Here is a 17,607-nt window from a genome sequence, read left to right on the forward strand (position 1 = left end):
AGGAAGTCGAGGAGTAACCGCGCGGGGATTGGCCTGCCGGATGTGCCACGGCCACCAGGATGTTGCCACGGCCCGGACCTCGAGGCCTTGCCTGGAGCGGATGTTGCCACGATGTTGCCACGACGGCCGATTTGTCAGTCGTCGTCGCGGTCCAGACCACGGCGGATCGCGCAGCGCATCAGCTCATACCGGCCGCGCAGCTGCAGCTTGCCCAGGATGTTCTGCACGTGGTTCTGGACCGTGCGCACGCTGATGACCAACCGGTCGGCGATCTCGGCGTACGTGTAGCCCTTGGCGACCAGCCGCAGCACCTCCGTCTCGCGGTCGGTCAGATCCTGGGCCCGGTCTCCACCCCCGGCGGCGACGCGGCGGAACTCGCCCAGGACCAGCGCTGCCAGCGACGGCGAGAACACCGGCTCACCGGCGGCGACCCGGTGGACTGCCTCGACGAGCTCCGTTCCGGTCGCGCTCTTGAGCAGGTAGCCGCTGGCGCCGGCCTTGACCGCCTCGAGCACGTCGGGCTCCGCGGCGGACGCCGAAAGCACCAGCATCCGGATGGTGGGCAGCGTCTCGGCGATCCGGCGGATCGCGACCGTGCCCGGCAGGCCCGGCATGTTGAGGTCGAGCAGGACGAGGTCGGGGCGCTCGCGCGCCGTGACCTCGATCGCCGCCGCCGCATCGGCGGCCTCGCCGACGACCCGCGCGCGTCCGTCGGCCTCGAGATCGGCGCGCACGCCGTCGCGCCACATGGGGTGGTCGTCGACGACGACCACCTTGAGGGGTGGCGCTGTCCGTGTGGCCGTACCATCATCCACTGGTTCCATGCTCCTGCCCATCACCCGTCGGCGCCGGCACGCGGAGCTCGAGCTCCGTCCCGCGCCCGGGTGCGGTGTCGATCTGGACCGTGCCGCCGAGATCGTCGATCCGGCCGCGGATGCTGCGGAGCAGGCCGAAATTGTGCGCCGCCCGCAGCGCGTCCTCGTCGAACGTGAACCCGCGACCATCGTCGCGGACGCTGACGACGACGCAGTCCGCGTCGACCTCCGCGAACACCCACGCGTGCCTGGCCTCGGCGTGCTGCACCACGTTGGCAAGCGCCTGCTCCACGGCGGCCGCGAGCTCGCGGACGTGGCGTGTGGGTAGCGGGATGTCGCCCACCGAGGTGACCGACACGTCGACCTCGGCAGCCACCACCGCGGCGGCCGCCTCGAGCTGGTCGCGCAGAGCGGCGGTGGGTACCGCGGCCGGCGAGTCGTGGGGCGGCCGCACGATCATCGCCCGCATCGCCCGCTCCTGTGCCGCCGCGAGCTCCGCCAGCCGCCCGACCTCGGCGCCGGGGACCTGAGGACGCTCGGCGAGCTCACGTCCACGCTTGTGCACGAGCGCGAGGGCCTGCAGCACCGAGTCGTGGATGTGGCGGCCCATCGACTCGCGCTCGGTGGCACGAGCGGCCTGCTCGGTGGCCCGCACCTGCTCGGCCTGTGCGGCACGCACCTGCGCCGCGGATCGCTCGAGCAGGTCGGCGACGAACCCGAGCACACCGCCGGCGAGGACGAAGTTGACGGGGTCGCGCAGCAGAGCGATCACCGGGGCCTGCGCCGCCGGGGTGCCGTCGGACAGCAGCCACGCCACGATCGACACCAGGCCGAGTGAGCCACCGGCCAGGATCCCGCGCCGCGTGCCGCGCGCCGCACCCCACGCGAGCGCTGCGGTCACCGGATACACCGTCGCGAACCAGGGCTCGCGTGTTCCGACGACGACCAGAATGCCCGCCACCACGAGGTCGACGACGAGCACGACGGTGTCCCCGCGCACCGGCCCGCGGGTGGTTTCCCTGTTGGTGTCCCCGCTCGCCGGCTCGCTGGCACCCGCCCGCGTCGTGCCGACGGATCGCGACCGCCCGGCCACCGTGAGCCAGGTCACCCAGGACGTCGCCACGCAGAGCGCGGCGATGGCCGCCGCCACACCGCTGTCCCGACCGGCCACGACCGCGCTGGCGATCACCACCGTCATCCACGCCAGCACCGCCCAGCGGATGACGAGCACGCCACGGACCAGCACCGGCACGCCCGTCGCGGCGACGGGGTCGGCAATGCGACCGGCCGCCACCTGCGCCGGGCGCTGTCTCACAGCCGGGCTCACCACGCTCCTCCTGCGGCGGGTTGCCGATCCTACTCACCCCGGCGGTGCCGGACGCACCCACGTCGGACGGGTAGCGCCAGCGCCGCGGAACGGGTCGGTCCCCGGTGCCGCCGCGTGTGCTGATCGCCGATGGTCCTGGTGCAGACGAGGACGAGAGGAACCGACATGCGTGCAGTGCTCGCGTCACCCGCTGGTGGCGGCCGCGACACCTGGCGACCGCGACCGCTACCTCGACCTGCTGCGCGGCCTGGCGCTGACCGTCGTGTTGGGCCCACTGGCTCCTGGCGGTTGTATGGATGCACGACGGCCAGCCCCGGGTCACCACGGTGCCCGACGCCGCACCTGGAACGCGGTGGGTCACGTGGATCCTCCAGGTGATGCCACTGTTCCTCCTCGCCGGCGGCGTGGTCAACGCGCGCTCGTGGCGTCCGACGCGGGACGCCGGAGGCACCTGGGCGGCGTGGGTCGCACGGCGCGCGGCATGGTTGCTGCGGCCGACGACCGTGGTGGTCTGGACGTGGGTGGTGCTCGCGACGCTGGCGTCCGCGGCCGGCGTCGATCGCTCGCTGGTGGTGCTGGGGCGTGCAATGCGCTGATCCCGTTGTGGTTCCTGGCCGTCTACCTGCTGCTCATCGCCTCCGTGCCGGCCCTGGTGGCCGCCTACGACCGCCTCGGCGGCAGGCTCGTGGTGGTACTGCTGGCGGCGTCGGCCGGATCGGGTCGAGTTGTTCACGGAGCTGCCCGAAACCGACAAGGCGACCTACGTCGTCGGGCGCCGCCTCGAGCAGCTGTGCCACCACGGCCACCTGCCCCGCAGGGGCGTGGTCTTCGACGAGTCGTCGGGCAGCAGCGGCACCCCGACCAGCAGGGTGCGGGGCCCGGCCGAGCGACGTGCGACGGCGCGCCTCCTGCGCAGGAGTTTCGCCTACGACGTGACGGCGGGGTTCGGTGGCGAGGGGCTCAGCGAGAACATGCGCACCCACCTATTGCGCTCCTACCGGCAGGTGAAGGGGTCGTACCGGGCCTCCGACCTCGAGATCAACCTCGCCGCCGAGAGCGACTTCACGATCGCCCTGCGCCGGGAGCCCGCGGACAGCGGTGCGCTGCGCACGGCGCTGCTGGAGCATCCCGATGCGCCGCTGCCGATGGTCTTCCAGTACAACCCGCTGGACAACGTCATCGAGACGAACGCGGCCGGCGAGCTGATCGTGACCGTGTGCCGCGCCGCCAACCTGTCGCCGCGCATCGGGTACAACAGCCACGACGTCGGCCACGTGGTTCGCATGCCGGCGTTGACGCGCCTGCTGCGCCACCACGTCGCGGCGCACCCGTTGGCCGACCGGCCGCTCGACCTGCCGGTGCTGTTCCACTACGGCCGCTCCGACGCCTCCGTCGACTTCTACGGTGCGATCGTCACGCCCGACGAGCTGCGCGACGCGCTGTACGCCGAGCCCGCGCTGGCCGACCGCATGCGTGAGTTCCGACTGATCAGCTGGGAGGACGACGACGCGGTCGGCCACCTGCTCTACGCGGTCGAGCTGCAGCCCGGCCGTGACCCGGCGGTGCTCCACGTGGCCGATCTGACGGTGCGGCTGACCGTCAGGCTCGCCGCGCGCAACGGTGACGTCGCGAACGCCTGCCGGGTGGCGCCGGACGACAACCAACCCGAGCTGCGGGTGTTCCCGGCGGGCGCCGGGCCGTTCGACGACGTCAGTGGGCTCAAGTTCCGCTACGTCAGTCGCATCGACGCCGCGACGGCCCACCGCGGCGGCCTGACGGGTGGGGGCCGCCCGTGAACCGGCTCGTCGTCCCATCACCGTCGACTGGGAGCATGCCATGACCAGCTCACATCAACCAGGCCGACCGCCGGTGCCCCGGTGCCCATCGTGTGGCCTTGAGCTCGGCGCCGAGCTGCCCGCACGGTGTGCGTCGTGCGCCGTGCCTGTCGGTAGCGCCACCGGCCGCCGGCTACTCGAGATCGACCAGCGCATGGCGACCCTGGCCGCTGAGCGCACCGAGCTGCTGGCCCAGCTGCGTCGTGAGGCCGCGGCGACACCGGTCATCCCGGCCGGCCCACCCCCGGCGCCTCCTCCACCCGACACGACACCGACACCGCCCAGCACGCGGGACGCCGGTCCCGTCGGCCGCTGGCTCGCGATGGCCGGACCGCAGACCCTGCTCGCAACCTCCGGCGTACTGCTGCTGGCGATCGCGGCCATCGTGTTCACGGCGGTGACCTGGCGTGACCTGTCGATGCTGACCAGGGCCGCGGTCCTGCTGGCGGCGGCAGTGGGCAGCGGCCGGCTGACGGCCACGCTCGTGCGGCGTGGCCTGCCGCGCACGGCCGAGGCGACTGGTGTCCTGACGATCGTCATGCTCGCTGTGCTGTGCAACGGGCTCTGGGCCGGCGGCCTGCTCAACGTCCTGGGTCCCGACGTGGCAGCGCTCACGGTGTCGACCGCGGTGCTCGCCGCCGCCTCCCACGTACTGGCCAGGACCACAGGGGTGAGGTCGCCCCTCGTGCTCTCGGCGTGGCTCATGGGTACCGCCGTGCACGCGGCCGGCGTATGGCTGACCGACCCGTACGCGGCGGTCGGCGTCGACGAGGTCGACCTGCTCGTGCTGCTGGCCGTGGACCTCGTCGCGGCGCTGGTAGCCGGCGGCTACGCCGTGCGCTTCCTCCCGGCTCTGCCGCGGTGGCGCGTCGCGACGCTGATCGGTGCGGGCGTCCTGTGGCTGGGGACCGCGGTCGGTGTGCCGGTGATCCTCGTCTCCCTGGCACCGGGCACGCCGTCGGACCTGGTCCCGTTCGGCATCGGCGTCGTCGTGGTGGTTGCGACGGTCGTGCTGGCCGCCGTGGCGCGCCGCATCACCGGCCCCCTGGCCTCGTCGTGGCCCGCCGTCGGCACGTCCGGGATGTGGTTCGCGGCGACGTTGGGCGTGGCTGGGGCGCTGTCGAACCGGCTCGACGTGTGGCCGGACATGGCCGTCGTGGTCGCACTGACCCTGGGTGCCGTGGCGCTCAGGCCCTGTCGGACGGTGTCGCAACGTGTGAGCGCGCTGGTTGGCATGACGCTGGTGATGGTCGCGGCGTTGGTCCCGGTCGCACAGACGGCTGCGTGGACGCTCGCGGTGCTGGAGGGGACGACGACCGATCAGCCGGACCTGGCGCGGCTCGCGTCGGTGGTGATCGTCGCGGCGGCCGCCGCCGGGCTCGCGGTCGCGGTCGAACCCGCGCGGCCGGTCCTCATCTGGGGTGCAGGGACGGCGTGGTTGGTGGCGGTCGTCGCCGCAAGCGTCGGGGCCGGCGTGCTCACACCCTCCGACAGCGGCGAGCTGCCGGCATTCGCTGCACACGTCGTGGTGCTCGCCGTGCTCGTCGCGGTGGCTGTCCGTCCGGTCCTGACGTCTCGGCCGGTGGCCGCGGGTGCGTTGTCGTTCGCCGCCACCGTCGGCGCGGCGGGGCTGCTCTGGGAACGGGTGGCGGCGTGGCCACAGCTGCCGCTGGTGGTGTCGCTGGTGATCGGGGGCCTGCTGGTGTGGCGGCGTACCAGCCCGGCCGAGCGGCGCGGTGCCCTGGTCGGGCTGGCCCCGATCGGGGTCGCCGCGGCGGCGCTCATCATCACCATCGTCGAGTGGATCGGCGCCGTCCTCGAAGCGCGGTTCGCGACACCGTGGCCGGCGACTCCCACGACGGTCGCGGTGCCGGCGCCGGACGCCGCAGCCCTGGCGTCGGCAGCCACCGTGTGCGCGATCGCCGTCTGGCTCGCAATGATGGTCTCGCGCACCGGCGTCGCCGCCGTGGTGCTGGCGGCGGTCGGCGGCCCGGTGCTGCTCGCCGTGGGTGGCGCGGTGTGGCCGGAGGGCGGCGCCGCCGTCGCAGGGCTCGTGCTGGTCGCAGGCGGGGTCGCGGGCATCCGTGCGATCCCCGAGCACCCGGGGCCACTCGCGCTGGCCGCCGTGGCGACGGTCGTCACGGTCATCGCGGCGCTGACCGCGCCCTGGGTGACGATGGCCACGCTGGCCGCCATGGTGGCGGTCACGGCCGTCGCCCTCCCGGGGCGTGCCCCGCATGCCGCGACGACGATCGCCGCGCTGCTCACCGCGGACGTCATCGGCCTCGCCGCGACGGTTGCGGCCGCGACCTCCAACCGTGATCCGGGGCCCGTCGCGATCGCGATCGTGGCTGCCGCGGCGGTCGGCTGGCTCGTCGCTGCCGCCGTGCGTCTCCATCGCCACCACGCCGGCGCCGTCGAGGTGACCGCCACGATCGCCTTCGCGGTCGGCGTGCTGCTCGCCGGTGACCGTGGTTGGATCTGGCTCGGCATGGCCTTTGCCGTGCTCGCGACCGCGGCAGCGGCCGTCGCCGTCTGGCGGCCGGACAGGCGGTGGATGCAGTGGATCGCGTCGGCGGCGGCGTCGGCGTCGTCCTGGTCGATCCTGGCAGACGCGGGCGTGTACACCGTGGAGGCCTACACCGCGCCGCCGGCCGTGCTGCTCGTCGGGCTCGCGACGGTGCGCCTGCGCGGGCAGCCGGATGCCTCGTCGTGGCCGATCCTCGGACCGGGCCTCAGCCTCCTGACGCTGCCGACGGTCCTGCAGCTCATCGAGGACCCGGGCGACCTCGCGCGGCTGGCCGCCGCCGTCGTCCTCGGTTCGGTGCTCGTCGTCGCCGGCAGGATGTGGGCGCTGCAGTCACCCCTCGTGATCGGCGTGACTGTGTCCGTAGCGGCGGCGTTGAGCCAGCACACCGTGGTCAGCGAGGTGCTGCCGCGGTGGGTGCTGCTGGCCGCCGGAGGTGCGCTCCTGCTGTGGCTGTCGATCAGCTACGAGGCGCAACGTCGCCGCCTCGCCGCGGCGCGCCGCCGCCTCGTGGCGATGCGGTGACGCTCACGCGTCGCCGGGCGGTCGACGGGTCGCCCACCGCGCGTAGCCGAGTCCGATGCCGGCGAGCAGTGCCAGCACTCCCGGGACCGCGCCCGACAGCCCGCCAAGGTCGAGCACCGCGTCGAGCGACAGCCTGCCAGGCCCCGTGGTGGCGACCGTCCACGCGACGGCGATCAGGTAGCCGTTGAGCTCCCAGCCCTTGGCCACCGACCAGAACCCGCCCTCGGCGTTGTTGACGAACGCGGCGGTGGTCATCGCGCCGATCATCGCCGCGGCCGCCAGCGGGGTGAGCAGCCCGGCGGCGAGGCCGAGCCCCCCACACACCTCGCACGAGCCCGCCATGACCGCCGCGGCACGGCCGTCGCCGAAGCCCAGGGACCGGAACCAGCGGGCCGTGCCGTCCAGCCCACCGCCGCCGAACCACCCGAACAACTTCTGGAACCCGTGCAGCGAGAACGTGACCCCGACGGCGAGCCGGAGCAGCAGCAGTCCGACGTCGACGGCCGCCAGCGCCGACCCGGGATCCATTGCGTCCATCGTGCGGCCCAGTCAGCGCGCGGCCGCGGCGGGCGCGTCGGCCGCCTCGAACAGGTCGGTGAACACCTGCGCGCGCGCAGCCGCCAGCACGTCCAGGTCGAGCCGCAGCGCTTCGCCCACGCGCAGCGTGCGGTCGTCGGTGACGACGCCCAGCCGTCGGCAGGTCAGCGCTGCCTCGGTGCACGCGCGCGCGAGCTCGTCGAGCCTGGCCATCTCGACCGTCACGACGACGCGGCTGGGTGCCTCGCTGAACAGCCACTGGTGCACCGGCAGCGTGCCGTCGAGGTCGACGTCGGCGCCCCACCGGTCGCCGCAGACCTCGACGAGCGTGGTCAGCAGGCCACCGGTCGCCACGTCGTGCGCGCTGCGCAGCAAGCCGTCTCGGGCCGCGGACCCCAGCATGTCCTGGAGGCGGCGCTCCTCGTCGAGGTCGATCGCCGGCGGCCGCCCGGCGATGCGTCCCGCGGTGGCCCAGAGGTATTCGGACCCGCCGAGCCCCGGTCGTTGGTCGGCGCCCACGACGCACAGCGCCACGTCGGGGTGCGGAGGGGCGACCGGCACGGCGGTGGTGACGTCGTCGATGACGCCGAGCACCCCGACCACGGGGGTGGGGTGGATCGACTGGCCGTCGGTCGCGTTGTAGAAGCTGACGTTGCCACCGCTGATCGGCGTGCCGAGCGCGAGGCACGCGGCCGACATGCCGTCGACCGTCGCGGAGAACGCGCCCATGACCTCGGGTCGTTCGGGCGAGCCGAAGTTCAGGCAGTTGGTCGCCGCGACGGGCCGCGCGCCGGTGCAGGCGACGTTGCGGGCGGCCTCGGCGACGACGAGCCGGGCGCCGAGCTGGGGATCCAGCGTGCACCACCGCCCGTTGCCGTCGGTGGCGACCGCGACGCCGCGCACGTCCGACGGCAGCGCGCCCCATCCGTCGGCGGGGGGCAGCCGCAGGACGGCGGCACTCGCGCCGCAGCCGTGGAAGGAGCCGGACCCGACGATGCTGTCGTACTGCTGCGTGATCCAGGTTGGTGGGGCTATGCTCGGGCTTGTCAGCACGGCGATCGCAGCGGCGCGGAGGTCGCCGGGTGGGGCCGACGCGTCGACGTCCTCCTCTGCCGCCGGGTGCACCCACGGCGCGACCGGCCGCTGGTAGAGCGGGGCCTCGTCGGCCAACGCGCGCGCCGGCGCATCGTGGACCACGACGCCGCCACGCTCGAAGACCAGGCGGTCGTCATCGGTCACCGCGCCGATCGGTGTGGCGTCGACGCCCCACCGGGCGCACGCGGCCACGACCTCGTCGACGTGGTCGGGTCCGACCAGCGCGAGCATGCGCTCCTGCGACTCGGAGCACAGGATCTCCCAGGCCTGCATCGACGGCTCCCGCAGGGGCACACGGTCCAGGTCGACGCGCATGCCCAGCCCCGCCGCGGCGGCCATCTCGGCCGACGAGCACACGATGCCGGCCGCGCCCATGTCCTGGATCCCGTGCACCAGGTCGCGGGCGTACAGCTCCAGGCAGCACTCGATCAGCGTGTTGCCCGCGAACGGGTCACCCACCTGCACGTTCGGGCGCTTCGCGTCGTCGCCGGCCGAGCTGAAGTCGGCGGACGCCAGCACGCTGGCCCCACCGATGCCGTCGCGTCCGGTCCGCTGGCCGATCAGCACGGCGACGTCGCCCACGTGCTCGGCCCGCGCGCGCTGCACGCCGTGGGCGGGCAGCACGCCGACGCACAACACGTTGACCAGCGGGTTGCCCTGGTAGCAGGGGTCGAAGGCGACCTCGCCACCGACGATTGGCACGCCGATCGAGTTGCCGTAGTGGCCGATCCCGCGCACCACGCCGTCCACCAGCCAGCGGGTGCGGTCCGACGCCGGGTCGCCGAACCGCAGCGGATCGAGCAGCGCGATCGGGCGCGCCCCCATGGTCAGGATGTCGCGCACGATGCCGCCGACGCCGGTCGCGGCGCCCTGGAACGGCTCGACGAAGCTCGGGTGGTTGTGACTCTCGATCTTGAACGCCACGGCGCGGCCGCCACCGACGTCGACCACGCCTGCGTTGTCTCCAGGGCCGGCCAGCAGATGGTCGCCGGTGGTCGGCAGGCGCCGCAGGTGCACACGCGACGACTTGTAGGAGCAGTGCTCGCTCCACATCACCGAGAACGTGCCGAGCTCGGCGGTCGAGGGAACCCGGCCCAGCGTCGCCTCGATGCGGTCGTACTCCTCACCGCTCAGGCCCAGCTCGGCCGCGAGCTCGCGTGGCCTGCCTGCCGGCTCGATGTGTGCTGAACTCATGGAGCGATGCGATGGGTCGCCCGACACGGCACCTGCGGTCTCCTTCTCGGCGTCGCCGTGCAGTCTGCCATCGTGGGATGCCGTGGGACGGTGGGCCGCCGTGTCAAGCGGCTGATGGGACAGGTCGCCAGGTTGCTCCTGTGCGCGGTGGCGGCCACGCTGTGACGTGCCGGCCGACGTTGTCCGCCTGTCCGGTGGGCTCCGGCCGGTGTTGGCGATCCCGGACCCACCGAGAACGGCAGACGAACGGCAGACGGTTGAGCGGCGCGCAGCATGCTTCGGCGCGGACGGTCATCTCACACGCCCATGCACGCGACCTGGCCGAGTGCTGGCAGGACGCCGGCCGTGACGACCACCCCGTGACGAGGCTGGCGCGGACCGGTGAGATCACCGCCGACGCGGAGCCGACGGTGGCCCACGACCTGCGCCTGCTCGAGATGGCCGCGGCGACGTGGGGCACTCCACCCAGCATCCCGGAGAAGCAGCTGCGCGTGCTGCTCGACTACATCCGCCACCACGACACGCGCGGGGCCGTGGAGGGCTGGCAGCACCAGCGCGACGCCGAGTTCCTGCGGTCGATCCGGCGGATGGCCTCCGAGGCACGGTTGCAGGCGCCCCGCGAGGACGACGAGCGCAGCGAGGGCGCGCGCAAGAGCACCGCGCGTCGTCGCCAGGGAGGTCGTTGAGGGCTTCGCCGCGTCGGTTGGGTCTTGACTGCGGCGGCATCGGATCACACGATCCGAGTGGGATGCCGGCCGGAGGACATCAGCTATGACGACCACCGAAGAGCGCGTGCTCACCGACGACGACTACAAATCCAGCGGTCGGATCCGCAAACCGATCTACGAGGAGGAGCTGGGGCGCCTCCAGATCGAGCTGGTCAAGCAGCAGGAATGGATCAAGCAGGAGGGCCTGCGCGTGGTCGTGCTCTTCGAGGGGCGTGACGCGGCGGGCAAGGGCGGCGTGATCAAACGGATCACGGCGAGCACCAACCCCCGCATCGTGCGGGTCGTGGCCCTCGGGACGCCCAGCGACCGCGAGAAGACCCAGTGGTACTTCCAGCGCTACGTCGAGCAGCTGCCCGCGGCCGGCGAGATGGTGCTGCTCGACCGGTCCTGGTACAACCGCGCGGGCGTCGAGCGGGTCATGGGCTTCGCGACCGAGGACCAGGTCGAGGAGTTCATGCGGTCGTGCCCGCAGTTCGAGCGCATGCTGATCCGGTCGGGCATCATCCTGATCAAGTACTGGTTCTCGGTCAGCGACGAGGAGCAGGAGCGCAGGTTCCAGGCGCGCATCGAGGATCCCACGAAGCGCTGGAAGCTGTCGCCGATGGACATCGAGTCACGCGACAAGTGGCAGGAGTACTCGATCGCGAAGGACGAGATGTTCGCTCACACCGACATCAAGCAGTCGCCGTGGTGGGTGGTCAACGCGGACGACAAGCGCAATGCGCGCCTGAACTGCATCGCCCACCTGCTGGAGCAGATCCCCTATGAGGACCTCACGCCCGATCCGTTCGAGCTACCACCGCGCCCCGCGCCCGTGAAGGGATACGTGCGTCCGCCGATGGAGGAACAGACCTTCGTCCCCGAGCGCTACTAGACCCTAGATCGCGGATCGGGCCGTCGGGTCGAGGAACACCTCGACGACCATCGGCTCGGCGTCGCTCAGCGCCTCCTCGATGCGGTCGCGACCCGCTCGGTCTCGCGGCTCGAGATCCCGTCGGCCAGGTCGATGCGCGCCGCGACAGGATCTGGTCGGGGCGAGATGCACCGAGCGCGACGACAACGGTCTTGGTGCTCTCCGACGCCATGGCGGCGATGGAGCCGCATGCGCCTGGCGTCAAACGGCGGGTCCGCGAGGTCAGCCCGTGGGCACCGCCGAGAAGGCGTGCGCCAGCACGAGGCGGCCGTCAGTCGACCCGAGGAGCGGGTCGACGGCGTGCTCGGGGTGCGGCATCAGGCCGAGCACGTTGCCGCGGACATTCGTCACACCCGCGATGTCGTCGACGCTGCCGTTGGGGTTCGCGTCGGGTGAGCGGGTGCCGTCGGCCTCGCAGTAGCGGGCGAGCACCTGGCCCGACGAGGCGAGCTCGTCGGGAGCCGGGTGCACGAAGCGGCCCTCGCCGTGCTTGACCGGGATGTGCACCACTCTGCCGCGGTCGGGGCCGGCCTCGAGCCGCAGGTGCTGGGGCCGGTGGACGAACCGCAGGCGGGCGTTGCGCGTCAGCGCGCCAGGCAGCAGGCCGGCCTCGCACAGCACCTGGAAGCCGTTGCAGATGCCCAGGACCGGCCCGCCCTGCCGGGCGAACGAGATCAGCGACTGGACCGCGGGCGCGAACCGGGCGATGGCGCCGGCGCGCAGGTAGTCGCCGTAGCTGAACCCACCCGGCAGCACGACCGCGTCCACACCGGCCAGGTCCGCGTCACCGTGCCACAGCGCTACGGGTGTGTGGCCCATCACGGCCACCGCCTGGGCGGCGTCGCGATCGTCACACGAGCCGGGAAACACGACCACACCGATCCGCATGCGCCGACTGTAGCCCACGGTCAGCGGAAGCCCGCCTCGCGCAGCGCCGCGAGCGGGTCGTCCAGCGCGGTGATGGCCGCCGCGTCCGCGCACGCCCTGCTGTCGGTGCCGGCACCCAGCAACCGCTCGCAGACCGTCGCCTCTGCGCGGCGGGCCGCGAGCGCGGCCTCGGCCGTCGCCGGGTCACGGGGCAGCAGGGTGGCGTCGTGGACGATCAGCGGCGCGATCCAGGATGCGTCGGTCCGCTGGAACCGGGTGTTGACGAGGATCTCGGGCGGGTCCTCCCGGCGCGTAGCGGTCGAGTCGACCCCCGTCGCCTCGAACGTCGCGAAGCGGACGGTCCCGCCCGCGTCGGCGAACGTGCGCACATCGGCGAGCGTGTCGTCGGGCAGCGTCGCGTTGCACAGCGCCGCGAGGCCCCGTCGCAGCTGGGCCCGGTCGGCCTCGGCACCGGCCACCCGCACACCGTCCAGCGTCGGGCAGGGCGCGTCGTACGGCATCGCGGTCGACCCTCCCCACTCCACGTCACCGACCGCCGTCGTGTACGTGGCCGACGGGCGTGGACGGCGGGCCTCGACGGGCACGGTCGCGGGCCCGGCCGCCACGAAGGCGGCGACCGCCACGACGATGGCCGCCACCACGGCCGCGATGGCGGTCAGCACGAACCAGCGTGGCAGGACCTGGTCGCCGAGCTCGCTGGTTGGCGCGTGGGCCCAGGGGTCACGGGCGCCGTTGCGCCGCGCGCGGTCCGCCCGGTCGGGCGTCAGCATCGATCCCATCGACTCACGCTCCGTCGACCCGCCAGGTGAACTGCTCGATCACCGGGTTCGCCAGCAGCTCCCCGGCCAGCCCGTCGATCACGCTGTCGAGGTCGGCGTCGTCGTCGATCGTCAGCTCGATGTGTTTGCCGACCCGCACGTCCGCGATGCCCTGGTAGCCCAGGGTCGGCAGCGCGCGCTGCACCGCCTGGCCCTGCGGGTCCAAGATCTCGTCCTTGAGCATCACGTCGATGTGCACGCGCGCCATGTCACGCCATCCAGTCGTCGAACGAACGGCCGGTCAAGGTCTCGTAGGCCTGCACGTACCGCTCGCGGGTGCGGGCCACGACGTCCGACGGTAGCTCCGGTCCTGGTGCGGTGCGGTCCCAGCCGCTCTGGTCGAGCCAGTCGCGTACGAACTGCTTGTCGTAGGAGTGCTGTGGCCGCCCCGGTTCGTAGGTGTCGACCGCCCAGAACCTCGATGAGTCGGGGGTGCACACCTCGTCGATCAGCACCGGTGCCCCGCCGATCAGGCCGAACTCGAACTTGGTGTCGGCCAGGATGATGCCGCGCGAGCGTGCGTGCTCGGCTGCCTCGCGGTAGAGGTGCAGCGACGTGTCCCGCAGCGTGGCGGCGAGCTCCGCGCCGATCAGGCCGGTCATCTCGGCGAAGGAGATGTTCTCGTCGTGACCGGTGACCGCCTTGGTCGCCGGCGTGAAGATCGGCACGGGGAAGCGCTCCGACTCGACCAGGCCGTCGGGCAGGCGGATGTCACTGATGCCCCTCGTCGCCTGGTACTCGACCCACGCCGACCCCGACAGGTAGCCGCGCACGACGCACTCGATCGGCACTGGATTCGCGATCCGGCACAGCATCGCCCTGCCGTGCAGCTGCTCGGCGACGGGTGCGAGCGACAGCGGGAACCGTTCGGGATCGCAGGTGATCCGATGGTTGGGCACGTCGAGCATCCCGAACCAGAAGTCGCTCATGGCGGTCAGCACCGCACCCTTGTCGGGGATGCGGGTCGGCAGCACGCAGTCGTACGCGCTGATGCGGTCCGACGCGACGAGCAGCAGCACGTCGTCGTCGACCACGTAGCGCTCACGGACCTTGCCGGACGGCAGTGCCGCGACACCTGGAAGTTCCGCGATCATGTCCATCGGGCGAAAGCGTATGCCGCCACGGGGATGGTTCGTGCGCCGGTGCCCGGTCGGTCGCCCAGGTTTGGCGCAGCGCACCTCGATCGTCGGCTCGGTACGGGCCGGCCGCGCCATTCGGCAGGGCTCCGCGTGGACCTGAGGGACGGCCGTGCGCGGCCCCCGACCGCCGTCGGTCAGCACACGACGTTCGGTTCGTCGACGCGGGCGACGTCGGCACCAGTGGCCATGCCGAGAGACGGATGCAGCCGGCCAGGTCACCGCGGTCCCGCTTGGAGCCGTCCGACCGGTGGGCGTCCGGCGGCCACCGGTCTGCGCCCGGCAGCTGAACAGTGCACTGCGATGCCGGGCGATGGGCGGCGGCGACCCGTGCGGGGGACACATCGGCGGCGGGGATGCTCACATGGGTGGTCCCACCTCTCGAGCGCGCCGAGTCCTTCCCCGGGCCATCCGCAGCACCAGCCGAGATCGGCGGACGTGCGCATATGCAGCCGGGCGACGTCTCCGACGGTCCGGACCCGGATGTCGATGTCACGTCCGACCGTGCGACCACGGACGTGAGCGGTGGGTTTGCGCGCCCTGTCCTCACGTCGAGCAGCAACGGGCTGCCGCGCCGGTTCGCCCGGGTGCCGGCCGTCGCCACCGAGGCGATCCTCCACCGTCCGTCGAAGCTGGCGGCGCGCCGGCGGTACCGCGGCCACCGCTCGAGCGCCCGGCAGCGGTCGAGGTGTCGTGGGTGCGGTTGGCGATGGCGCCGGTGCAGGCGGTGGTCCGGTCCAGCGTCGCGTCGTGCAGCAGCCGGTGGTGGCGGTCGGCGGTCTCGCGGACGTCGACCTCGCCCGGTCGGCTCCGTGGTGGTCGGCGTTCGAGATGCCCGCGAAGGTGTTCTCCGGCCGAAACGCCGTATCGCGGTGGCGATCGCCTCGGTGGCGACGGCCGGGCCGGCAGTCAGGCGATGACAGCGCCGGTGGCCACCAGGATCCGGATCAGCGGATGATGTACCGGGGTGCGTGAGCCGGGCGACGTTGCGGGAATGGTCAACGGCACACGACGATGTGAGGAGACTTCCGCATGTCCCAGGCCGACGCGTTCCCGAACCCGTACGAGTTCCTTCCCGACGTGCCCTCGTTCACGGTCACCAGCGCCGATGTGGCGGACGGCAAGACGCTGCCCACGCCCCACGTGTCGGGGATCATGGGCGCGGGCGGTGAAGACGTCTCACCTCCGCTGGAGTGGTCGGGCTTTCCCGAGGACACCCGCAGCTTCGCGGTGACCGTCTATGATCCCTGCGCGCCGACCGCGAGCGGGTTCTGGCACTGGGCGGTCGCCAACATCCCGGGTTCGGTGACGTCACTGCCAAGTGGTGCCGGCGACGACGAAGGCTCCGGCCTACCCGACGGGGCCGTGCAGCTGCGCAACGATGCCGGCGCCAACCGCTACGTCGGAGCCGCGCCACCCGAGGGTCACGGACCGCACCGCTACTACGTCGTGGTGCACGCCGTCGACACCGATGCGCTCGACGTCGACGCGTCGGCGACACCGGCCTTCCTGGGCTTCAACCTGTTCTTCCACACGCTGGCTCGCGCGATGATCGTGCCGATCTACGAGGTCTGATCCCCAGCGCCGATCGCCCATGGCGCTGTCGCTCCATCGCCGCGCCAGCGACCGGCGAGCCGTTGCGCATGACGAGCCAGATGCGGTCGGGCGCCCGCAGAAGCGATGGATCTGTGCACGGGTCGCCGCTGACGACGACGATATCCGCGATCCGCCCGGGATCAGGGTGTCGACCTCGTCGTCGATGCCGAGCGCCGCCGCACCGGCGCGGGCGCTGCGACGAGTGCCTCGACCGGGCCCAGGCCCGCATCGACCGGGCTGCACAGCTCCGCGGCGGCCAGGTCGGCCTCGGCGAGTCGGAGCCGACCGCGAGGCGGACCCCGTGCGCCCGGGCTGCCGCGATGGTGGCGCGCGACTGCTCCACGTTGTGGCGCCCTGCGCCTCCAGCTCCGGCGTCCACGTACCGTCCCCGGCGACGTAGAGCAGGAACGACAGCGTCGGCACCGGGGTCCCATCCTGGTCGGCCAGGGCGTCCAGCAGGTCGGGCCGCTGGTTGAGGTATATGCCGTGCTCGATGGTGTCGACGCCGGCGATGACCGCGAGATCGGTGCCGTCCAGGCCCTCACAGTGGGCGGCGACGCGGTAACCCTGCCGGTGGACTCGTCGACCAGGGCGTGCAGCTCGTCGCGGGCGACCTGCGACGGGGTGGATCCTCGAGCTCGACGGTCCGCGCGCCGGTCGTCATGCGCTTCACGAAGTCGGCACCGGCGCGGAGCTGCTCACGCGCGGCCCCGCGCATCGCATCGGGGCCATCGGCCTCGCGGTACATCCGCGGGAAGAACCGCGCACCGGGAGCGGTGGGCGACACGATGCGCCCGCAGGTCAGCAGCCGCGGCCCCGTGAACGCACCGTGCCGCATCGCCTGGCGGGCCTGCAGCACGACGTCGCCGTCGACGCCGACATCGCGGATCGTCGTGACGCCCATGCGCAGCGACCTGCGCAGGGTCGCGACGTCAGGTGGCCGCGGATCCCGTCGTCCACCGGTTCAGCGCGCTTGGGCGGCGTCGGCGCGTGGCTGCTGTGCTCGATCATCGACTGGTGGGCATGCACGTCGACCAGCCCGGGCATGACGGTGCGTCCTGCAACGTCGATCAGGCGGGCGGCGTCGGGGACGGCGCCGGCGTCATCGGTCACCTCCGCGACGCGACCGTCCTCGATCATCACGGTCGCCTGCTCGCGGACTGGCCCGCCTGTGCCGTCGAACACGCGCGCCGGTCAGCGCGACAGGTGTGTCGTCGCGACCGGGTGGTCGGCGAGGAAGGCGGGCAGGCGTGCGCTCCGCGGCGTGCAGCCGAAGGATAGAGGCCGCACGCCGACCGGCGTCAGCCCGTGCCGCTGCCGACCGCGTCGCGCGGTGACGTCGGCCTGGCCGCCCCGGGGTCCAGGTGACGCGTCAACCAGTCCACGACCGTCTCGACGAAGTACGTCCGGTTCATGACCTTGCGGATCTGGTGGCCCTCGTCACGGAACAGCAGGAACTCGCACGGCACGCGCCGCGCGTCCAGGGCGGCCACGACCTGCTCGGCCTCGTGCAGAGGGACGTTGGTGTCGTGAGCACCATGGACCACGAGCAGGGGCGCCTGCAGCTCGTCGATGCGGTGGATCGGTGACAGCGCGCGCAGCAGATCCCGGTCGCGCTCCGGGTGCCCGTACTTGCTGTACGCGGCCTCGGCGATCCAGGGCTCGGTGTTGGC

16 protein-coding genes are annotated in these 17,607 nt (G+C 72.6%); 6 read left to right on the plus strand and 10 right to left on the minus strand.

The window, feature by feature from the left end:
- Positions 1 to 134: 134 nt before the first annotated feature.
- Entirely contained in the window at positions 135 to 815 is a 681-nt protein-coding gene (locus VK923_12320) for a response regulator transcription factor (GenBank protein HSJ45460.1), read from the minus strand.
- Positions 808 to 2,142: an ATP-binding protein gene (locus tag VK923_12325; protein HSJ45461.1), complete on the minus strand. Its 1,335-nt coding sequence runs from the start codon at positions 2,140 to 2,142 to the stop codon at positions 808 to 810. Before VK923_12325 ends, VK923_12320 begins: the two co-directional genes overlap by 8 nt.
- Positions 2,143 to 2,438: 296 nt before the next feature.
- Between VK923_12325 and VK923_12330 the strand changes: the two genes are divergently transcribed.
- The 3 genes from VK923_12330 to VK923_12340 all read left to right on the plus strand — a co-directional run bounded on the left by VK923_12330 (position 2,439) and on the right by VK923_12340 (position 7,029).
- Positions 2,439 to 2,738, plus strand: a complete 300-nt coding sequence (locus VK923_12330) for a hypothetical protein (GenBank protein ID HSJ45462.1) — start codon at positions 2,439 to 2,441, stop codon at positions 2,736 to 2,738.
- A gap of 129 nt (positions 2,739 to 2,867) precedes the next feature.
- Positions 2,868 to 3,938 (plus strand): hypothetical protein, encoded by a 1,071-nt coding sequence (locus VK923_12335; protein HSJ45463.1) that lies wholly within the window; start codon positions 2,868 to 2,870, stop codon positions 3,936 to 3,938.
- 193 nt (positions 3,939 to 4,131) lie between these two features.
- Entirely contained in the window at positions 4,132 to 7,029 is a 2,898-nt protein-coding gene (locus VK923_12340; GenBank protein HSJ45464.1) for a hypothetical protein, read from the plus strand.
- 3 nt (positions 7,030 to 7,032) lie between these two features.
- Here the strand turns inward: VK923_12340 and VK923_12345 are convergent, their stop codons facing one another.
- Positions 7,033 to 7,557 carry a DoxX family protein gene (locus VK923_12345; protein ID HSJ45465.1) on the minus strand — a complete coding sequence of 175 codons (525 nt, stop codon included), beginning with the start codon at positions 7,555 to 7,557 and terminating at the stop codon, positions 7,033 to 7,035.
- A gap of 21 nt (positions 7,558 to 7,578) precedes the next feature.
- Positions 7,579 to 9,855: a phosphoribosylformylglycinamidine synthase subunit PurL gene (gene purL / locus VK923_12350; GenBank protein ID HSJ45466.1), complete on the minus strand. Its 2,277-nt coding sequence runs from the start codon at positions 9,853 to 9,855 to the stop codon at positions 7,579 to 7,581.
- Between the two features lie 359 nt (positions 9,856 to 10,214).
- Between purL and VK923_12355 the strand changes: the two genes are divergently transcribed.
- Both VK923_12355 and ppk2 read left to right on the plus strand, forming a co-directional pair.
- A complete protein-coding gene (locus VK923_12355; protein ID HSJ45467.1) occupies positions 10,215 to 10,541 on the plus strand; it encodes a hypothetical protein in 327 nt (108 codons plus the stop codon).
- Positions 10,542 to 10,626: 85 nt separating this feature from the next.
- The gene (ppk2, locus tag VK923_12360) at positions 10,627 to 11,457 is read left to right on the plus strand and encodes a polyphosphate kinase 2 (GenBank protein HSJ45468.1); all 831 of its coding nucleotides are present in this window, start codon (positions 10,627 to 10,629) and stop codon (positions 11,455 to 11,457) included.
- 261 nt (positions 11,458 to 11,718) lie between these two features.
- Here the strand turns inward: ppk2 and purQ are convergent, their stop codons facing one another.
- The 4 genes from purQ to VK923_12380 are packed head-to-tail and all read right to left on the minus strand — an operon-like array spanning position 11,719 to position 14,296.
- Positions 11,719 to 12,384, minus strand: coding sequence for a phosphoribosylformylglycinamidine synthase subunit PurQ (gene purQ, locus VK923_12365; GenBank protein HSJ45469.1), 666 nt, complete (start codon positions 12,382 to 12,384; stop codon positions 11,719 to 11,721).
- Between the two features lie 20 nt (positions 12,385 to 12,404).
- On the minus strand, positions 12,405 to 13,163 hold the full coding sequence (locus VK923_12370) for a hypothetical protein (protein HSJ45470.1): 759 nt from the start codon (positions 13,161 to 13,163) through the stop codon (positions 12,405 to 12,407).
- A 4-nt stretch (positions 13,164 to 13,167) separates the two neighbouring features.
- Positions 13,168 to 13,410 carry a phosphoribosylformylglycinamidine synthase subunit PurS gene (gene purS, locus VK923_12375; protein ID HSJ45471.1) on the minus strand — a complete coding sequence of 81 codons (243 nt, stop codon included), beginning with the start codon at positions 13,408 to 13,410 and terminating at the stop codon, positions 13,168 to 13,170.
- 1 nt (position 13,411) lies between these two features.
- Entirely contained in the window at positions 13,412 to 14,296 is an 885-nt protein-coding gene (locus VK923_12380) for a phosphoribosylaminoimidazolesuccinocarboxamide synthase (protein HSJ45472.1), read from the minus strand.
- A gap of 1,074 nt (positions 14,297 to 15,370) precedes the next feature.
- On the opposite strand from VK923_12380, the gene VK923_12385 reads away from it, so the two are divergent.
- On the plus strand, positions 15,371 to 15,913 hold the full coding sequence (locus VK923_12385) for a YbhB/YbcL family Raf kinase inhibitor-like protein (GenBank protein ID HSJ45473.1): 543 nt from the start codon (positions 15,371 to 15,373) through the stop codon (positions 15,911 to 15,913).
- 562 nt (positions 15,914 to 16,475) lie between these two features.
- On the opposite strand, the gene VK923_12390 is transcribed toward VK923_12385, so the two are convergent.
- On the minus strand, positions 16,476 to 16,838 hold the full coding sequence (locus VK923_12390; GenBank protein ID HSJ45474.1) for a hypothetical protein: 363 nt from the start codon (positions 16,836 to 16,838) through the stop codon (positions 16,476 to 16,478).
- Between the two features lie 397 nt (positions 16,839 to 17,235).
- Positions 17,236 to 17,607, minus strand: a 372-nt coding sequence (locus VK923_12395; protein ID HSJ45475.1) for a prolyl oligopeptidase family serine peptidase, incomplete at its 5' end; no start/stop codon positions are given.

The organism is Euzebyales bacterium, from assembly GCA_035461305.1.
In the GTDB taxonomy this organism is placed as follows: domain Bacteria; phylum Actinomycetota; class Nitriliruptoria; order Euzebyales; family JAHELV01; genus JAHELV01.

Excerpts from the sequence above, each read along its gene's own strand:
- VK923_12330 (HSJ45462.1), top strand. The coding sequence starts at position 2,439 with ATGCACGACGGCCAGCCCCGGGTCACCACGGTGCCCGACGCCGCACCT.
- VK923_12340 (HSJ45464.1), top strand. The coding sequence starts at position 4,132 with ATGGCGACCCTGGCCGCTGAGCGCACCGAGCTGCTGGCCCAGCTGCGT.
- VK923_12345 (HSJ45465.1), bottom strand. The coding sequence starts at position 7,557 with ATGGATCCCGGGTCGGCGCTGGCGGCCGTCGACGTCGGACTGCTGCTG.
- purL (HSJ45466.1), bottom strand. The coding sequence starts at position 9,855 with ATGAGTTCAGCACACATCGAGCCGGCAGGCAGGCCACGCGAGCTCGCG.
- ppk2 (HSJ45468.1), top strand. The coding sequence starts at position 10,627 with ATGACGACCACCGAAGAGCGCGTGCTCACCGACGACGACTACAAATCC.
- purQ (HSJ45469.1), bottom strand. The coding sequence starts at position 12,384 with ATGCGGATCGGTGTGGTCGTGTTTCCCGGCTCGTGTGACGATCGCGAC.
- VK923_12370 (HSJ45470.1), bottom strand. The coding sequence starts at position 13,163 with ATGGGATCGATGCTGACGCCCGACCGGGCGGACCGCGCGCGGCGCAAC.
- purS (HSJ45471.1), bottom strand. The coding sequence starts at position 13,410 with ATGGCGCGCGTGCACATCGACGTGATGCTCAAGGACGAGATCTTGGAC.
- VK923_12380 (HSJ45472.1), bottom strand. The coding sequence starts at position 14,296 with ATGATCGCGGAACTTCCAGGTGTCGCGGCACTGCCGTCCGGCAAGGTC.
- VK923_12385 (HSJ45473.1), top strand. The coding sequence starts at position 15,371 with ATGTCCCAGGCCGACGCGTTCCCGAACCCGTACGAGTTCCTTCCCGAC.
- VK923_12390 (HSJ45474.1), bottom strand. The coding sequence starts at position 16,838 with ATGGGCGTCACGACGATCCGCGATGTCGGCGTCGACGGCGACGTCGTG.